At 46.2% G+C, this 16,285-nt stretch carries 13 protein-coding genes, 1 tRNA gene and 1 pseudogene; 10 read left to right on the top strand and 5 right to left on the bottom strand.

Annotated elements, in window-relative coordinates:
* Positions 1-8 precede the first annotated feature (8 nt).
* From C7120_RS04970 to C7120_RS04955, 4 genes are all read left to right on the top strand, one after another.
* Entirely contained in the window at positions 9-3,371 is a 3,363-nt protein-coding gene (locus C7120_RS04970; RefSeq protein ID WP_107620601.1) for a DEAD/DEAH box helicase, read from the top strand.
* A gap of 101 nt (positions 3,372-3,472) precedes the next feature.
* Positions 3,473-4,042 (top strand): porin family protein, encoded by a 570-nt coding sequence (locus C7120_RS04965; RefSeq protein WP_107621396.1) that lies wholly within the window; start codon positions 3,473-3,475, stop codon positions 4,040-4,042.
* Between the two features lie 497 nt (positions 4,043-4,539).
* Positions 4,540-5,010, top strand: a complete 471-nt coding sequence (greA, locus tag C7120_RS04960; protein ID WP_107621395.1) for a transcription elongation factor GreA — start codon at positions 4,540-4,542, stop codon at positions 5,008-5,010.
* Between the two features lie 35 nt (positions 5,011-5,045).
* A complete protein-coding gene (locus tag C7120_RS04955; protein WP_107620600.1) occupies positions 5,046-5,447 on the top strand; it encodes an HIT family protein in 402 nt (133 codons plus the stop codon).
* 143 nt (positions 5,448-5,590) lie between these two features.
* Here C7120_RS04955 and C7120_RS04950 read toward each other — a convergent pair whose 3' ends face one another.
* Entirely contained in the window at positions 5,591-6,682 is a 1,092-nt protein-coding gene (locus C7120_RS04950; protein ID WP_107620599.1) for a mannose-1-phosphate guanylyltransferase, read from the bottom strand.
* Positions 6,683-6,807: 125 nt separating this feature from the next.
* On the opposite strand from C7120_RS04950, the gene C7120_RS04945 reads away from it, so the two are divergent.
* Positions 6,808-6,889 (top strand) — tRNA-Leu (locus C7120_RS04945).
* A gap of 570 nt (positions 6,890-7,459) precedes the next feature.
* Here the strand turns inward: C7120_RS04945 and C7120_RS04935 are convergent.
* Together C7120_RS04935 and C7120_RS04930 are read right to left on the bottom strand one after the other, a co-directional pair.
* On the bottom strand, positions 7,460-8,200 hold the full coding sequence (locus C7120_RS04935; protein ID WP_023983920.1) for a LytTR family DNA-binding domain-containing protein: 741 nt from the start codon (positions 8,198-8,200) through the stop codon (positions 7,460-7,462).
* Between the two features lie 4 nt (positions 8,201-8,204).
* A complete protein-coding gene (locus tag C7120_RS04930; RefSeq protein WP_233247026.1) occupies positions 8,205-9,173 on the bottom strand; it encodes a sensor histidine kinase in 969 nt (322 codons plus the stop codon).
* Positions 9,174-9,372: 199 nt separating this feature from the next.
* On the opposite strand from C7120_RS04930, the gene C7120_RS04925 reads away from it, so the two are divergent.
* Positions 9,373-10,275, top strand: coding sequence for a DUF6268 family outer membrane beta-barrel protein (locus C7120_RS04925; RefSeq protein WP_036877353.1), 903 nt, complete (start codon positions 9,373-9,375; stop codon positions 10,273-10,275).
* 30 nt (positions 10,276-10,305) lie between these two features.
* Here the strand turns inward: C7120_RS04925 and C7120_RS04920 are convergent.
* A pseudogene (locus C7120_RS04920) lies at positions 10,306-10,709 on the bottom strand (site-specific integrase); the annotation flags it as partial.
* Between the two features lie 187 nt (positions 10,710-10,896).
* On the bottom strand, positions 10,897-12,078 hold the full coding sequence (locus C7120_RS04915) for an IS256 family transposase (protein ID WP_004354393.1): 1,182 nt from the start codon (positions 12,076-12,078) through the stop codon (positions 10,897-10,899).
* A gap of 392 nt (positions 12,079-12,470) precedes the next feature.
* Here C7120_RS04915 and C7120_RS04910 point away from each other — a divergent pair, with 392 nt between their 5' ends.
* From C7120_RS04910 to C7120_RS04890, 4 genes are all read left to right on the top strand, one after another.
* Complete coding sequence (locus C7120_RS04910; protein WP_004354444.1) at positions 12,471-13,391, top strand: hypothetical protein; 921 nt, start codon at positions 12,471-12,473, stop codon at positions 13,389-13,391.
* A 124-nt stretch (positions 13,392-13,515) separates the two neighbouring features.
* Positions 13,516-13,809, top strand: a complete 294-nt coding sequence (locus C7120_RS04905) for a helix-turn-helix domain-containing protein (protein ID WP_004354446.1) — start codon at positions 13,516-13,518, stop codon at positions 13,807-13,809.
* Positions 13,810-13,812: 3 nt separating this feature from the next.
* A complete protein-coding gene (locus C7120_RS04900; RefSeq protein ID WP_004354431.1) occupies positions 13,813-15,003 on the top strand; it encodes a primase-helicase family protein in 1,191 nt (396 codons plus the stop codon).
* A 267-nt stretch (positions 15,004-15,270) separates the two neighbouring features.
* Positions 15,271-16,182, top strand: coding sequence for a toprim domain-containing protein (locus C7120_RS04890; protein WP_004354396.1), 912 nt, complete (start codon positions 15,271-15,273; stop codon positions 16,180-16,182).
* Positions 16,183-16,285: the final 103 nt, after the last annotated feature.

Here is a 16,285-nt window from a genome sequence, read left to right as displayed (position 1 = left end):
AAGACGAAATGGCATTTCAACCCGAGAAGAACATCACCCCCGAAGAACTCTTCCGCCGCATCGAAACGATCCTCAACCTGCAAGAAGCGGAAAGGGCGGACGCCAACAAGATGCTGCACGAGACCCTCGTGCTGACCTGCCATAAAGGACTGAGCGGCACGCGACATGCCTTTGGCAATCTGTTTTCACAGGTAGACTTTCTCTGCAAGCTGCATCGGGTGGCCCCGAGCGACCGCATTGAGATCCAGCGCATGCGCCGCAACAGCAACCGGAAGCAGTCGCTCCAACCAGAAGAACTGCTCTACGATTGCCGAGCGGCGGCTATTTTCATCTCCGCCGTTTGCTGTTGCGACGTCCCGGGATATCTCGTTGGGCGCATTCCCGTATCGCGCAAGCCACTCGCCGAGCACCATCACATAGACTACCGCCGCATCCGCTGCATTGTAAAGGCCTTCAGCGATATTGAAATCGAAGTGCTTCCGGACCACGAATCACCGACAGAGACCTTGACGGTGGACTACTCTGCCGAGCACCTCAGCCACCTCCGAGGACTCTTAAGAGAAGGCATGCAACTGAACTTGATAGACTGCGAGACGACCGCTTCGCTCGTTCGTCCCTCTCTCATCATCCTCGAGCCCGACTATTTGCTAGACATCTCTGCCATTGCGCGCTGCTTTCAAGACTATGGGCACCACCCTTTTTCCTACCTTCTAAACCAACTCGCACCCAAGGCAAGCTCTCAAGCCATCCTCGTGGGCAACTTCGCGGGTAGCGCATTGGACGACATCATCAACCAACAGGCCGACTATCATTGGGAAAAAACATTCCGAAACAACTTTAAGGAGCAAGCTCTAGACTACTGCACCTGCCCGGACCTGAATCAGAAAGAAGACTTCAAGGCGGCAATCCTACGCCAATCGGTGAACATCCGAGAAATCGTAGGCACGCTCTTCGACGACCAGAAGGGAGGCTACGACCGTTCGAAGGCCATCCTAGAGCCGTCGTTCGTATGCGAGAAGCTGGGCATCCAAGGGCGCGTGGACCTCATGACAACCGACATGCAGCTGCTCGTGGAACAGAAATCAGGCAAGAACTTCAACATCGAACGCAACTTCCCGAACGAGCACGGGAGCTTCCAAAAGGAGGAACACTATGTCCAACTGCTCCTCTACTACGGCGTACTGCTCCATAATTTTCGCCTACCAGCCAATCAGGCAGACCTCCACCTACTCTATTCACGCTATCCGCTGCCTAACGGGTTGGTAAGGGTGCATGCCTATCAAAAGCTCTTTCGCGAGGCCATCGGATTCCGCAACCAAGTGGTATGGAATGAATTCCACATGGCGCAGGACGGCTTCGACAAGGTGATCGACCACCTACAGCCCCGAATTTTTCTGCAAGACGCGTGCAAAGCGGAGTTTTTCTGTCGCTGGAAAGAGCCCGAAATCAAGCGCATCACCGACCGCCTGCACGACCTAAAGCCCTTAGAACGAGCCTATCTGTGCCGCATGATGACCTTTGTCTACCGCGAACAGCTATCCTCGCGACTAGGCGCGCAGGAAGGGCAAGGCAACGCCTGTGCCGATCTCTGGAACATGCCGCTGGCTGAGAAGAGAGAGACAGGCAGCATCTATACCGACCTCACCATTCTAAAAAAGGAGAAAAGCACCCCTTACAACGGCTTCGACACCATCACGCTGAGCGTGCCCACCCAAGGAGATGACTTTCTCCCCAACTTCCGGCAGGGCGATTTCGTCTACCTATATGCCTACCGCAGAGACGAAACGCCTGATGTGCGGAACGCCCTCCTGTTCAAGGGATGCCTCGCGGAGATCCATACCGACCTACTCGTCGTTCACCTCTCAGATGGGCAGCAGAATCCCGACATCATTCGTGGAGAGGCCTTCGCCATAGAGCACAGCGACATGGGGCACGGCGCACAAGTGCGCAGTCTAGCGCAATTCGCCTCTACCCTACCCGACCGTAAGGCCCTACTACTCTCTCAACGAGAGCCAAGAATCGACAGAAATCTCGCCCTCACCCGTCTCTACCACCCCGACTACGACGACATCCTGCTGCGAGCCAAGCAGGCGCAGGACTATTTCTTGCTCGTGGGACCTCCCGGAACAGGCAAGACCTCGCTAGCCCTGCAATACCTAGTAAGGGAAGAACTGGCCACAGAAAACCATTCCGTGCTCCTTCTCTCCTATACCAACCGTGCCGTGGATGAAATCTGCGGCATGCTAGAAGAGAATCACCTCGACTACCTGCGCATAGGACAAGAATTCTCGTGCGATGCCCGCTATCGCCCACATCTCATCAAATACGCCGTGGAGGAACTACCTCTGCTGGCGCAAATCAAGGAGAAAATCCGGAACACGCGCATCTTTGTAGCCACCACAACGGCCATGCAGTCGAACGCAACCTTATTCAACCTGAAGCATTTCGACCTCGCCATCATCGACGAGGCGAGTCAAATACTAGAGCCAAACATCGTTGGACTACTCTGCGGGCACAACCACGAGCCTTATATCCGGCGGTTCATCCTCGTAGGAGACCATAAGCAACTACCGGCCGTAGTACAGCAGGACCCGAGCGAATCGGAGGTGGAAGAACCTACATTAAGAGCCATCTGCCTCGACAACTGTCGCAACTCGCTCTTTGAGCGACTCTTGCGCTGGGAACGGAAAGTGGGGCGCAGCAATTTCATCGGCATTCTTCGCAAGCAAGGGCGCATGCACCCCGACATTGCAGAATTTCCCTGCAAAATGTTCTACCGCCACGAACAGTTGGAAGCTGTGCCGCTGAAGCATCAACTGGAAAGCTGCCTAAGCTACACGCTTACCGCCGAAGACAGCCTCGACGAGCAACTGAAAGCGCACCGCGTGATCTTCCTACCCTCCAAGGGTTGCCGACAGCCACACCTATCAGATAAGGTGAACACAGAGGAGGCAGCCCTCGTGAGCGACCTGCTGCGCCGCATCCGGCGCTTCTACGGCCGACGTTTCGATCCTCGGAAGACGGTGGGCGTCATCGTGCCCTACCGCAACCAGATCGCCATGATACGCCAGGAAATAGCACGGCTCGACATTCCCGAACTTGAACAGGTGAGCATCGACACCGTGGAACGCTATCAAGGCAGCCAGCGGGATGTCATCATCTATTCGTTCACCATCCAACACCAGTACCAACTCGACTTCCTGACAAGCAACACCTTCGTGGAGGACGGCCGTCTCATCGATCGCAAACTGAACGTGGCCATGACACGAGCACGCGAACAACTCATCCTGACAGGTAACCCGGAAACGCTCTCTCTAAACCCTACTTTCAAGATGCTCATGGAGAATGTTTCCCTGCAAAACGGAATTTAAAATGGCTGAAAAGTAATTTTATGAAAGAAAAATTTGCAGGAATGAATATTATTTGTTTAATTTGCAGGCAATGTATGAAACCTTTAAACATAAGAGTTATTATGAAGAAAGTTATTTTAATGGCAGCCTTAATGCTGTCTTCAGTTGCAGCATTTGCACAGAACGCTGTAGGTTCTATCTCCATTCAGCCCAAGGCCGGACTCAGTATTGCCAATCTTACGGATGCTAATGCTGACGCAAAATTAGGACTTGTATTCGGGGCAGAGGCAGAATATCAGGTAACAGATATCTTCAGCCTATCAGGAGGTCTCCTCTATTCCATGCAAGGAGCAAAGTGGGAAGGGACAAACATAACCCTGCCTATCTTCGGAAATATCAGTACTGGTGACGCGAAACTTAACCTCGGATATATCAATGTGCCCATCATAGCCAATGTATATGTCGTGAAGGGACTCGCTGTAAAGTTGGGCGTACAACCAGGCTTCTGCGTTTCCAAAGACAACACAAAACCCAACGCGGTAGATGTTTCTATCCCCGTAGGACTGTCTTACGAATATCAGAACTTCGTGCTTGACACTCGCTACAACTGGGGAGTATCCAAAGTGTTTAAGAATTCAGACAGCAAGAACAGCGTATTCCAGATCACCGTAGGATACAAGTTTGGCATTTAAGCAAGGAAAACAGACGATTCCACAGGGGTGCTTCCTATGAGGCGCCCCTTTTTCTTTTATCCCTACGGATGCAAAGAGACAACTCTCTCTGGGAAAGAGATTATTCCGATACATGATACACGCCTGCAGGAAAATTGCTCAGAATAAAACCTAAGAACATAAAAAATGGGACTCCGCCGAGTCCCTACCTTGTTAACCTTAAATCTAATACTATGAAAAACACATGGCAAAATTACGATTGTTTGCGCAAACAACCAAGCTTTTGCCCTGCTTTTTATACTGCCACATGGCATTTCTTGACATAAATCAACCTCCAAAAAGAAGATTTTCGCATTTTCGCTTGGCGCTTTCATTTTAATTTCCTACCTTTGCACAACAATATTGAAACAACAGGACATTAGGAGATAATGAATTCCGACGCCGGCAAAGGTTGTTGGAATTCTTTTATTTTAATCATCCAACTGCCTGATAACAATAAAAAATTAAATAGAAAGATTATGGCTTACATGTCACAGGAAGGCTACGACAAGCTCGTAGCAGAGCTTCATGAGCTCGAAGCAGTAGAGCGCCCGAAAGCATCGGCTGCCATCGCAGAAGCGCGCGACAAGGGAGACTTGAGTGAGAATTCGGAGTATGACGCGGCCAAGGAGGCCCAGGCCCGCCTCGAGGGGAAAATCAACCAGCTGAAAATAACCGTAGCGGAAGCCAAGATCGTAGATACCACCCGATTGAGCACGGACTCCGTACAGATTCTCACCAAGGTGGAGATGACCAACATGGCAACCAAGGCGAAGATGACTTACACCATCGTCAGCGAGAGCGAGGCTAACCTCAAAGAGGGTAAGATATCCATCAAGACCCCCATTGCCCAAGGCCTGCTGAACAAGAAGGTGGGAGATATCGCGGAAATCAAGATTCCCCGCGGCACCATCAAACTGCGTATCGACAGCATCTCCTTAGAGGCTTGACTAAAAAAACCGGAAACTTAAAACCATAAGGCAATATGGCAACTATATTCACGAAGATTGCGGCCGGCGAGATTCCCAGCTACAAATGCGCCGAGAGCGAGAAATTCTATGCCTTCCTCGACATCAGCCCGGTGGCGAAGGGGCACACATTGGTGATTCCCCGTAAGGAGACAGACTATATCTTCGACATGGACGACGACGAGCTGGCGGAATTCGAGCTGTTCGCAAAAAAAGTGGCAAAAGCCCTCAAGGCAGCCATCCCTTGCAGGAAGGTGGCCCAGATTGTGCTGGGGCTCGAGGTAGCACATGCCCACATTCACCTGATTCCGATAAACTCAGAGGGCGACATCAACTTTGGCAAGCCCCACCTGAAGCTCGAAGACGAAGAGATGAAGGCCATCGCCGACAAAATCTTCGAAGAGTTCAGGAAACAATAGGAAACCGCACTCTACAGCCATTCCTTGAAGGAAGAGAAGTGCCGAGACAACGGAAAGGCTCATCCGGAAATTTTTCCGGGAGAGCCTTTTTTACCCTCTAACCCGAGGTCTCCTCACGACAGCAAGCCGCTCGCCAGAAAGCTTCAGATATACTCATCACCCTTCCGAATCTGCACTTCGTTCACATATTTGCGAACCAACGACGAGGAATCCTCCTTCTTGCAGATCAGCAACACATTTTCGCCCTCAGCCACTATATAGCCGTCAAGCCCATTGATAACGGCAAACTTGCCCTTCGGCAGCTTGATGACATTGTTGTGGGCGTCGTCGAGCATCACCTCCGAATCGATGACGACATTATCGGTTTCGCTCCTCATCATCGCCTCGTAGATGCTGTGCCAAGTGCCCAGGTCAGCCCATCCGAAGTCGCCCTTCAGCACGAAGACGCGCTCTGACTTCTCCAGAATTCCGTAATCGATGGAGATGTTGGGGTAAGAAGGAAAATTCGCACGGATAAACTCATTCTCTTCCGCAATGGTCCAGTCGGCATGGTCGCGGTCGAAAACCCGCAGAATAGACGGCAGGAAATTATAAAAACACTCACGGAGATAGGATGTCCGAGCAAGGAACATACCTGTATTCCAATAGAATTCCCCGCTGTCGAGGAACATCTTGGCAAACTCTCGCTCGGGCTTTTCCGTAAAGGATTTCACCTTGTAGATGTCATGGGTAGCCTCATCGCCCAACTGAATATAACCATACCCTGGCTCCGGACGCGTAGGCTTCACGCCTAAGGTGAGCAACCCGTCATTGTCCTGCACAAACTCGAAGCCCTCCTCAATGTTCTGGAAAAAAGCCCTCTCGTTGTTCACAGCCTGATCGGAAGGCGTAACCAGCAGATTGGCATTGGGGCAGAGATGGGCGATACGATGGCACGCCCATGCCACGCTCGGTGCTGTATTCCGGTGAATCGGCTCCGCCATGATGCGGTCGTCGGAGATATCAGGCAGCTGCTCCTTCACTAAATCCACATACAACTCATTGGTATTGATGAAAATATGCTCCTTGGGAAGAATCTGCGCAATCCGGTCAAAGGTTTGCTGTAATTGCGTACGGCCGAATCCGAAGAAGTCAATGAATTGCTTCGGCCTCTCAGCACGGCTGCAAGGCCAAAGTCGCCGTCCCTTCCCCCCTGCCAGAATAACGCAATAGTCATTATTGAGCCTGCTTGTCATAATTACAGATTTAAAATTATATTGCGAATATAACCAATATTTTTTGCACCGGCAAGAATTTTAATATTTTTCAAGTAAAACTTTGCTAATTCCAAAAAATATATTACCTTTGCACCGCTAATTAAGCCCAGATGGCGGAATCGGTAGACGCGCTGGTCTCAAACACCAGTGGGGAAACCCATCCCGGTTCGAGCCCGGGTCTGGGTACTACAAACCCCTTGTAAATCCTTGATTTGCAAGGGGTTTTTCTTTTTCAAGGCGTACTAAAAGTGTACTTTATGACAAAACAAAGAGAAAGGTGTACTTTTATGATTTTTCGTCTCTTAGTTTTATATTTAATTAACGACAACTCTTCCCTGGCGAATTCCATAAGCAAGTGCAAAGTGATGCGCTCCTCCTTTTTTGTATTGCTTAAGTTATCCGCCGATACGATTTGGGGGCACTTCACAATATCTTTGTCGATTCTTTGCATTTGGTTGTGTATGTAAGAACGAAAGTGTATCTTTGGCATTGTAATTTCGAATGCCTAAAGGTATAAAAACTTTAGGAAATAGTAAAGCCCTGGCTTGAGAAAGTCGGGGCTTTGTGCAGAAAAAGAGAATATGACCATTTGGACACACTCTCGTTCTTATTGAGTGATCCCATTTTATTCGGAAGTTTGCCATACATACTTGAATTTCTTTATTATTCATACTCTGCAAAGGATTCTGCTCCCATATCGACTGCCTTTGGTACACATACAAGAGAACTCTCAATGAGTTTCTCGTACTGTCATTGCTATTTACTTATCAGATTCTTATACACAACAGACCGCAACAGCTCGTCTTTTCGCTGCTTTGAGACGGGAAGTTCTTTCCCGCCCATGAAAATCCGCCCTCCCGAAATGGTATCTATATGGGATATGTTGACAAGAAAGGAGCGGTGTATTCTGAAAAAGGCTTCTCGGGGCAACATTTCTTCTAAAGACGTCATGGTTTGGTGAATGGTCAAAACCCTGTCCTCGAAATGCAGTCTTACGTAGTTCTGCATACCCTCCGCGTAAAGAATGTCTTCCCATGCAATCCGCTTGAAGGAATCTCCCTGCCTGATATACATGCCCGGAGCCGTTGTTTCTTCGCGTCCGCTTTGCAGGAGAAACATCTCCCGTGCTTTCGATACCGCCTGAAAGAAGCGCTGAAAGGCAATGGGTTTCATCAGATAATCTGTAACGTGCAATCGGAAACCATCGAGCGCATATTCCGAATATGCCGTGGTGATGATGGTCAATGGCGGTTTATCCAACGACTCCAAAAAGTCCAATCCGGAAAGACGGGGCATGTTAATATCCAGAAACATCAGATCAATCTCTTTGTTTCGGAGGATTTCGGCTGCCTCCGACGCCGACGAACAGGAAGCGGCAACTTCCAGAAAATCCAACTTTCCGATATAGTTCGCAATTCCTTTTACGGCAATCGACTCGTCGTCCACCACCAAACATTTCATCCTGTACGGGTTCGTTTTCAATATCGTTTCCACCATCGGTTTAGAAATCAATTACAAGTTTTGTATGATAGCAGTTTTCCGTTTCATCGATTGTCAAGTCATATTTTCCGAAACAGAGTATATCCAACCGCTCTTTTATGTTTTTAAGTCCCCTCCCTCCCGTATCTGTTCTTCTTGCAGGCAATGCCGGTTTAGAGTTTTTTACTTCAAGAAAGATGGTACTGCCCGCCTGCCGCAGACAAATATCGATATATCCCTTTTCCATATCAGCACCGGCAACATGCTTGAACGCATTTTCCACAAACGCAATGAAGAGCAATGCCGGGATTTCCACCTGTGCGTTTTCAATCTCCCACGAACACGACACCGTGAGCCTGTCGTCCCGGCGCAACTGCTCCACGGCAATAAAATCTTTCAGGAATTGCACGTCCTCGCCGAGCGTTACGCTTTGCCTGTCCCCGCTATACAGCTGATAACGCAATATCTCGGAATACCTTATCAGCAGTTCCGACGCCAGTTCCACATCGGTCTGCATCAGCACGTGTATGTCGTTCAGCACGTTGAACATGAAGTGAGGCGTCATTTGATGCCTGAGCGTGCACAACCGATATTCGGCAAGCCGCTGCTGCGACCTGACATATTCCAAAAAGAAACGCAGTCCACAAATGGCGATATTGATGATAACACCCGCCGAAACAGGTACGAAAAAGGCGTAAGGTTGCGTTGCTGACAAGTTGAAACAGCCTGACACGAGAAACACTCCCGCCTTTTCCAAACCGGAAAACAGTTCGATGCAGCTCACGAAGACAAGTCCCACAACCAGCGATAACGCGACAAACTGCCCGGCAAACCGCCCTGCTTCTTTCTGTTTCATGGCTCGCAGCAGCAAAGGTCCGCTCAGGTAGTTGGCAACAGGGCATATCGTAATGATCAGAAGTGCAGCAAACAGCACCGATTCGAGTGCCGACGCCGTTTGCGGCATCACCTGAAGCCAGAAAATAAAAAACATCAATATCCAAAATGGGATAATAATGTATCGGTCTTTTTTTATCAAGTCAATATTCATACTGCAAAGTTAACGGATTAAATGAAAGATATATTATTATTCGTCAAAGGTAAAGCTGTGATTCGTCAAAGAGATTTTGGCAAATGGCGGTCGGACATATAACTTTGTGGCAGATTATTATTATTCATTCATAAATACCAAGATGAAAAAAATATTGCTTTTAGAATTAATGATGGCTGCCTGCACGGGCTTAAATGCCCAAATCATGTTCAAAACCGAATATTTCGGAGAATCGGATTATCGAATGACAGAAGGCGATACGGACAGGAAAGTGGGAAACAGCAAAGGTTCGGCGGTTGTTTATCAGGGCGGTGTCAATATTCCGCTGTCGATGAAACTCGATGAAAACAAACGCCCTACCATGTGGGCACTCAGTGTGGGAGGAGCATATGTAAGGCTCGATAACAAAGGTTTCACGGAGCCTTTGGTCATCGACGAGATAATGAACCTCGGCCTGAGCCTGAATCATTTAAGGCCTTTGAATGACAGATGGTCGATGCTCACCACCGTCGGAGGCGGCATTTATATGCCGAGCACTAAGCTTTCCAAAATCAGGTTCAAGAACGTTTTAGGCAGTGTGGGAGTGGTTTTCATCTATCATCTGAAACCGAATCTTGAATTGGGCGGGGGGATTGTTTTGAATAACTCCTTCGGCTATCCGATGCTGTTCCCCGCCTTTTACCTGAACTGGGCGACGGCTGGAAAATATACCGTAAAAATCTCGATGATGGACGGTGTGGAAATGTCGGCGGGATATAATGCGAACAGACATTTAAGTCTGAACATCGTGGCGGAAATGAAGGGACAAATGGCGCTGATGGTGCAGGACGGAAAAGACAAAATCTTCTCCCACCAATACATTATCGCTGGCTTCCGCCCCGAAATAAAACTCGGCAAACGCATCTCTATTCCCCTCACGGCCGGCATTCATGTCATACGCCCTGCGGAAATCACTGACAGGAGCTTAAAGAGTATGTTTCGGGACAGGTCATGCTATTTCCAAGTATCTCCTTATGCTTCTGCCGGTTTGAATATCGAATTTTAGCCGATGATAAGAAGTTGCCTTTCTATGCAATTATATCTGTGTGCTAGCGATTGAAGCGTGTCCCATCATCTTGGCGATACTCTCAATAGGAATTCCCGCACTCAAAGCAAACGTACCGAATGTATGGCGTGCCATGTGCCAGCTGATGTGTTTATTGATTCCTGCACGCTTTACCCACCGTTTTACTGATTTGCAACAGCTCTCATAAGTGGGTAAGTTGAAAATGGATGAATCTAAGTTTTCTGGATCTTCTCCTATCAATGAAAGCAAACCATCGTTCAAAGGGATAACCACACCGCTATTGGCAGAATGTCCTTTGGTTTTATTCTGCTCAAACTTCAAAAGATGGTTGGTATAGTCGATATTCTTATAGGTTAAGTCTTTCACATCGCAGAAACGCAGACCACAATACAGGCGCAAAGGATAAATGCTCGTCACACATTTCAAACCGAGTAAAATCATTAACTCGTTTATTTTCAGGTGTTTTCTTATTTTGCAAAGATACTAAAAAGTCTTGAAAATCAAAGTGTACTATCTAACAAAAAACAGGCAAGAATAGGCTAATTTAGCAAAAATAAGAAAAACTCAGGTACTGTCTTTCAAAGTGTGTAAGTATTCCTTCTATTCTCTTCTCTCTTTCCATTCGTTTTTTATTCTCTCTTTCCAGTTTTTAAATTGATATACTCTTCTGGGATATGTTTTCTTTGTTTCCTCCATAGCCACAGCAGCCAATAGGAATATCACTGCCTTGTCTGACGGCATAGAGGTTCTCATACTTATGGTTCTCTTGTATTTTCTGTTTAACCTTTCAATCCAGTTGGTGGTGTATATGCACCTTTGTACTTCTATGGGGAAGTCCATGTACGTGAAGTAAGCTGCGTTACGCTCCGCCTTATACCTTCTCAAGGTTGGGTACTTCTTTTCCCATTTGTTCACAAAAGTAATGAAATGTTCGTATCCCTGCAAGGATTTCATCTCTTTGTTCTCCAAGGAGAACACTTCGCCAAGTTCCTGGGCCACTGCCGGCTTATCCTTATAGGATACGCTACCAAGTATCTGTCGCTTGACATGTGCCACGCAGAACTGATGTGCTGCCTGCGGAAAGGCAGCACAGACGGCATTCTCTATGCCTTGCAGCGCATCGGAAACGACAAGGTCAATCCCTTCGACGCCTCTTTCCTTCAACGCCTCAAGCTCCTCTTTCCAGCATACGGCCCCTTCCGTGGGATGATTGACTACAGTGAGCACCTCCCTGCTTCCGTCCTCCAACACCCCCAGCATGGTATAGTAAGCCTCCTTGCATACCTGCCCGTCCCTGCGGGTGGAGATAAAGGTAGCGTCAATGTAGACGGCCAGGTAATGCGGGGACAAGGCACGGCCCAGCCACAGCTCAACGTCCTCACGGCAACTCCTGGACAGACAGGAAACCTGCTGCTTGCTGTAAGCGCGGCCATAGATGCTGTCGGAGATCTCACCTATCTGTTGCGTAGTAAGTCCCTTGGTATAGAGAAGGTTGAACAGCCTCGCACGTTCCTCGCTTTCATTGCGTATCAGGCCCAGGAGAACGGGATAGAAGTTGCCGCTGCGGCTGCGAGGGATACGCAGGGAAAACTCAAAGCCGTGACTGTACCAACGTCGAGAACGGAAACCGTTGTATTGCTCATTGCCGTTTGCACTGACGAACACCTCCCGTTCATGAAACATCAGAGAGTTCATAATTAAAGACTGAAGGGTAACAAAACCCTCGCTACTGCTTGTGTAATTCGAAAGAATTTCCGAAATTTGTGAATGTGTAAGCTTCATTTGTTCCTTTCTTTATGGTTTTCAAATACAAAGATAAGAATAAAATGGGCTTACACACTTTTATAGGACACTACCAAAACTCAAATTACTGATTATCAGTATTATATATTCTTTTCGTTTCTCTTGTTTTCACTATCTTGTACCGGATCTGTACCACAAGCCCCTTGTAAATCAGTGATTTACAAGGGGCTTTTCTTTTTTAATATGTACTAAAAGTGTACTTTGTAACAAAACAAAGAAAAAGGTGTACTTTTATAGTTTTTCGCCACTTAGTTTTATATTTAATTAACGACAACTCTTCCCTTTTTATTCTGTTTCTTTCCCTTCCTTGGCTTTTTCTCCAACGAATGCCCTATCTTTGTAAACAATACCTATCTTAGAAAATTGCAAAAATGGAAAATGACAATCTAAAGATACAGCTTGACAGTATTCAACGAATATTAAACTACTGCATTACCCAGACCTACAATGTGCTCATTGGAAATATTCTGAGGAAAAAGAGCTGTGTAAGCAATATGCAGTTTAAAGAGATTTTACAAAAAGAATATATCCGAATAACAGACGATCTTTCTTCCATTTATCTAAATTATCCTGCCCTTACATGTGTAGAGAAATACTATACAGATGATAACTTTTTGTGGGAAAGCACTTTCTTTGAATCACTGACCAAAGAACAAAAACAGAAATATACCTCATTCTCTGTATCTTCGTTTGAATATGCGAAATACATTGAGACACACACCTTATATAATGATGCTCTGCCGATGTTTTCGTATCTTGTCGATGCAATTCTATATGAACGATACGCAAAATACCTCATGGCAGAAATAGAACGAATTGAATTGACAGAGGTACAAACTGATCGGTCTCGCTCTTCTGTCTTGATAAACGATGAACCATGTGAGCAGAAAAAGAAACCGGTCATCGTTGGTAAAGGAATAAATCCATTTCAATCCGAGTTTACAGATGAGCAAATTGAGATTCTTACCGCTTGCATCAACGAAATCCAATTATTCACGACCCACATATCTGCCAAGATACTCAAAGACTTTTTTGCTTGTAAACTAAAAGGTGTTTTGAAATCAAACAACAATCGCCAGCTGGCATATCTCATGCAAAGTCTTAATCTTCGAGGGTTCATTACTGATGAATGGCAATCTGCGATTGCTCGTAATGAATTTGTCTTGGGGAAAACAAAAGATACGCCACTGACACGCACCGACCTTTCCACCGCAACAGACCAAATCAACATGAAGCAGCCGAAAGGATGGGAAACCATTGATAACTACATCAAACAACTGAAAAAAGGTTGAGCATAGGTTGATACCTCAAACATTGCTCAACGCCATTTACTTTTATCGTTTCTAATTTTGCCCTCGTTAACAAATAATTAGCGAAGGTGCACCTTCATGTTGTTTAATTCAAAATGTTTTCAATATGAACAAGACATTAGAAACTCGAGTTGAAGAACTCGAACAAATGGTATTCATGAATAAGAACGTGCTGAGTTTTGAAGAAGCCAGCAGATTCTTGAACCTCTCAAAGAGTTATCTCTACAAACTCACATCGGGAAATCTGATACCTCATTACAAGCCACAAGGTAAAATGCTTTATTTTGAGAAGGCAGAACTTGAAGCGTGGCTACGGCAGAATCCTATTAAGACCACAGCACAGATAAATCAAGAGGCTCAAAGGTATATCATGGGCAACAAACCCTTAATGCAGAAATAGCTCATGGCACAGGAAGAATTTATCCGTGTTGGCACAACCTTATATAAGATTGTGAACCAACCACGCATCAATGGCGGTTTTGTCAAGAAGCGTATCGTGTGGAACAATGAGACGCTACGGCAGGACTATGGTAAGAACTTCATTGCCACTGTCCCGAAGTACGATGGTTTCTGTACCGTACCTAACCACGTGAACTATCAACCAGTGGTTGACAAGTTTCTGAATCTCTACGAGCCGATAGGACACCAGCCAAAAGAAGGAGAGTTCCTACACATCGAATCCCTGATAAGGCATATCTTCGGGGAACAATACGAGTTGGGCATGGATTACTTGCAATTGCTCTATCTCCAACCCGTGCAGAAACTCCCCATTCTCTTGATGGTATCAGAGGAACGTAATACAGGCAAGAGTACGTTCCTCAACTTCCTCAAAGCTGTTTTTCAGAACAATGTTACTTTCAACACCAACGAGGATTTTCGCAGTCAGTTCAACGTAGACTGGGCAGGCAAACTGCTTATTGTTGTGGACGAAGTATTGCTCAACCGTAGGGAGGATAGTGAACGGTTGAAAAATCTCAGTACAACACTTTCCTATAAAGTGGAAGCAAAGGGTAAAGACCGAGATGAAATCTCCTTCTTTGCCAAGTTCGTGTTGTGTTCCAATAACGAGTTACTCCCAGTCATCATAGACGTGGGAGAAACCCGATATTGGGTAAGGAAGATAGAGCGTCTTAAAAGCGATGACACCGACTTTCTGCAAAAGCTGAAAGCCGAAATTCCTGCCTTTCTCTATTTCCTGCAACACCGCACGCTCTCTACCCATAAAGAGAGCCGTATGTGGTTTTCGCCCCAACTGACTTTTACTCCTGCCTTGCAGCGCATCATCCGCAGTAACCGAAACAAGTTGGAACTTGAAATGTCCGAGTTATGCCTTGACATCATGGAGATAAATAACGTTGAGGAAGTCTCTTTCTGCATCAATGACATGATGCCACTTTTGAGTAATACGCAATGCAAGTATGACAAAGGGCAGATAAGGAGGATTGTGCAGGACATCTGGAAACTCACGCCTGTGTCCAATACGCTGACCTACACCACCTACCAACTCAGTTACAACGCTCCGCAGTATTACTCTCCTATCAGAAGAACTGGCAGGTTCTATACTATTACTAAGAAGCAGCTTAAGAGTCTCTAAACAATTTTATATCCATTATTTTGATGAAATGATGAATAAACTATATAAAGTATTCAGTATAAACCGTTTACTTTCTCATCTTTTGCTCGTCGTGGATATTCTGCTGATGAAAAAAGAAAAGGATTGTGTTTTCTTTTTCGGCAGCAACTCCATTTTGTTGAGTAGTACGATGAGGGTGCGATGAGTGCAAAACCATCTGATAACCATATAGATAAAATCAAATTCATCAATTCATCATTTTTTTTATCACTTTAACTTCCTACAATCATGAATATAAAGGAAATCAAACAAATTAAGTTGCAGGACTTTCTTACAGCAATGGGCTGTAAACCCGTAAAACAATATGGTGTCAACCTCATGTACCTTTCTCCATTAAGAACGGAGAAACACGCATCGTTCAAGGTAAATACAGAAATCAATCAATGGTATGACTTCGGTATTGGCAGAGGTGGCAATATCATCACCCTTGCAGAGTTGCTCTACAACTCTTCGGACGTGTCGTATCTCATTCATCAGATAGAGCGTAACGCACCAAGCAGCGTGTCAGGCAGTCTGCCCACAGTCAAGCCAACCACACCGCAGAACTCTTTTGAGCATCTTCAGGTGCTTCCTATCACTCATCCAGCCCTTATCAAATATCTTGAAGAAAGGTGTATTGATATTGAAACGGCAAGAACTGTGTGTAAGGAGCTGCACTTTGATACAAGGGGTAAGCATTACTTTGGTATTGGCTTTCCCAATATCGCAGGTGGCTACGAAATACGCAATCCGTTCTTCAAAGGCTGCATTGCACCAAAAGACATCAGCCATTTCTATGCAGAAGAACCAAAGAAAATATGTTTTGTTTTCGAGGGCTTCATAGACTTTCTTTCATTTATGACGCTCCGAAGAAAGGAGAATGACGGATTAAAGCGGCAAGATTATTTGGTACTCAATTCTGTGTCAAATATCCAAAAGGCATTAGAGCGCTTGTCGCAATATGATAGTGTTCAATGCTTCTTGGACAATGACAATGCCGGAAGAAATGCCTACCTGCAACTTTCAAAGGAATTAGAAAATTCTGTTGTGGATGCATCAACTTTATACAATGGCTACAAGGACTTGAACGAGTATCTGTGTGCTAAAATTAAGCATTCAGAGAAAGCAGAAAACAAGAAAATCAAAGGGATTAAGCTATGATTGTAGGATTTGCTTTGCGTAATCTGTTTTTCGGGGAGCAAGTTTATGTTTTGGGCATACCAAAACCACTTGCTCCACCTCCTGACAGTCGTTGCAGAGGATT

Source organism: Prevotella sp. oral taxon 376 (genome assembly GCF_003043945.1).
GTDB lineage: Bacteria > Bacteroidota > Bacteroidia > Bacteroidales > Bacteroidaceae > Prevotella.
The sequence above is the reverse complement of the archived record's forward strand: the minus strand, read 5'-3'. Positions and strand labels throughout refer to the sequence as shown.

What these genes read in the sequence shown, in the direction of transcription:
- C7120_RS04950 (WP_107620599.1), bottom strand. Translation starts at nt 6,682, where the DNA reads ATGACAAGCAGGCTCAATAATGACTATTGCGTTATTCTGGCAGGGGGG.
- greA (WP_107621395.1), top strand. Translation starts at nt 4,540, where the DNA reads ATGGCTTACATGTCACAGGAAGGCTACGACAAGCTCGTAGCAGAGCTT.
- C7120_RS04925 (WP_036877353.1), top strand. Translation starts at nt 9,373, where the DNA reads ATGAAAAAAATATTGCTTTTAGAATTAATGATGGCTGCCTGCACGGGC.
- C7120_RS04910 (WP_004354444.1), top strand. Translation starts at nt 12,471, where the DNA reads ATGGAAAATGACAATCTAAAGATACAGCTTGACAGTATTCAACGAATA.
- C7120_RS04965 (WP_107621396.1), top strand. Translation starts at nt 3,473, where the DNA reads ATGAAGAAAGTTATTTTAATGGCAGCCTTAATGCTGTCTTCAGTTGCA.
- C7120_RS04955 (WP_107620600.1), top strand. Translation starts at nt 5,046, where the DNA reads ATGGCAACTATATTCACGAAGATTGCGGCCGGCGAGATTCCCAGCTAC.
- C7120_RS04905 (WP_004354446.1), top strand. Translation starts at nt 13,516, where the DNA reads ATGAACAAGACATTAGAAACTCGAGTTGAAGAACTCGAACAAATGGTA.
- C7120_RS04900 (WP_004354431.1), top strand. Translation starts at nt 13,813, where the DNA reads ATGGCACAGGAAGAATTTATCCGTGTTGGCACAACCTTATATAAGATT.
- C7120_RS04915 (WP_004354393.1), bottom strand. Translation starts at nt 12,078, where the DNA reads ATGAAGCTTACACATTCACAAATTTCGGAAATTCTTTCGAATTACACA.
- C7120_RS04970 (WP_107620601.1), top strand. Translation starts at nt 9, where the DNA reads ATGGCATTTCAACCCGAGAAGAACATCACCCCCGAAGAACTCTTCCGC.
- C7120_RS04890 (WP_004354396.1), top strand. Translation starts at nt 15,271, where the DNA reads ATGAATATAAAGGAAATCAAACAAATTAAGTTGCAGGACTTTCTTACA.
- C7120_RS04935 (WP_023983920.1), bottom strand. Translation starts at nt 8,200, where the DNA reads ATGGTGGAAACGATATTGAAAACGAACCCGTACAGGATGAAATGTTTG.
- C7120_RS04930 (WP_233247026.1), bottom strand. Translation starts at nt 9,173, where the DNA reads ATGTTTTTTATTTTCTGGCTTCAGGTGATGCCGCAAACGGCGTCGGCA.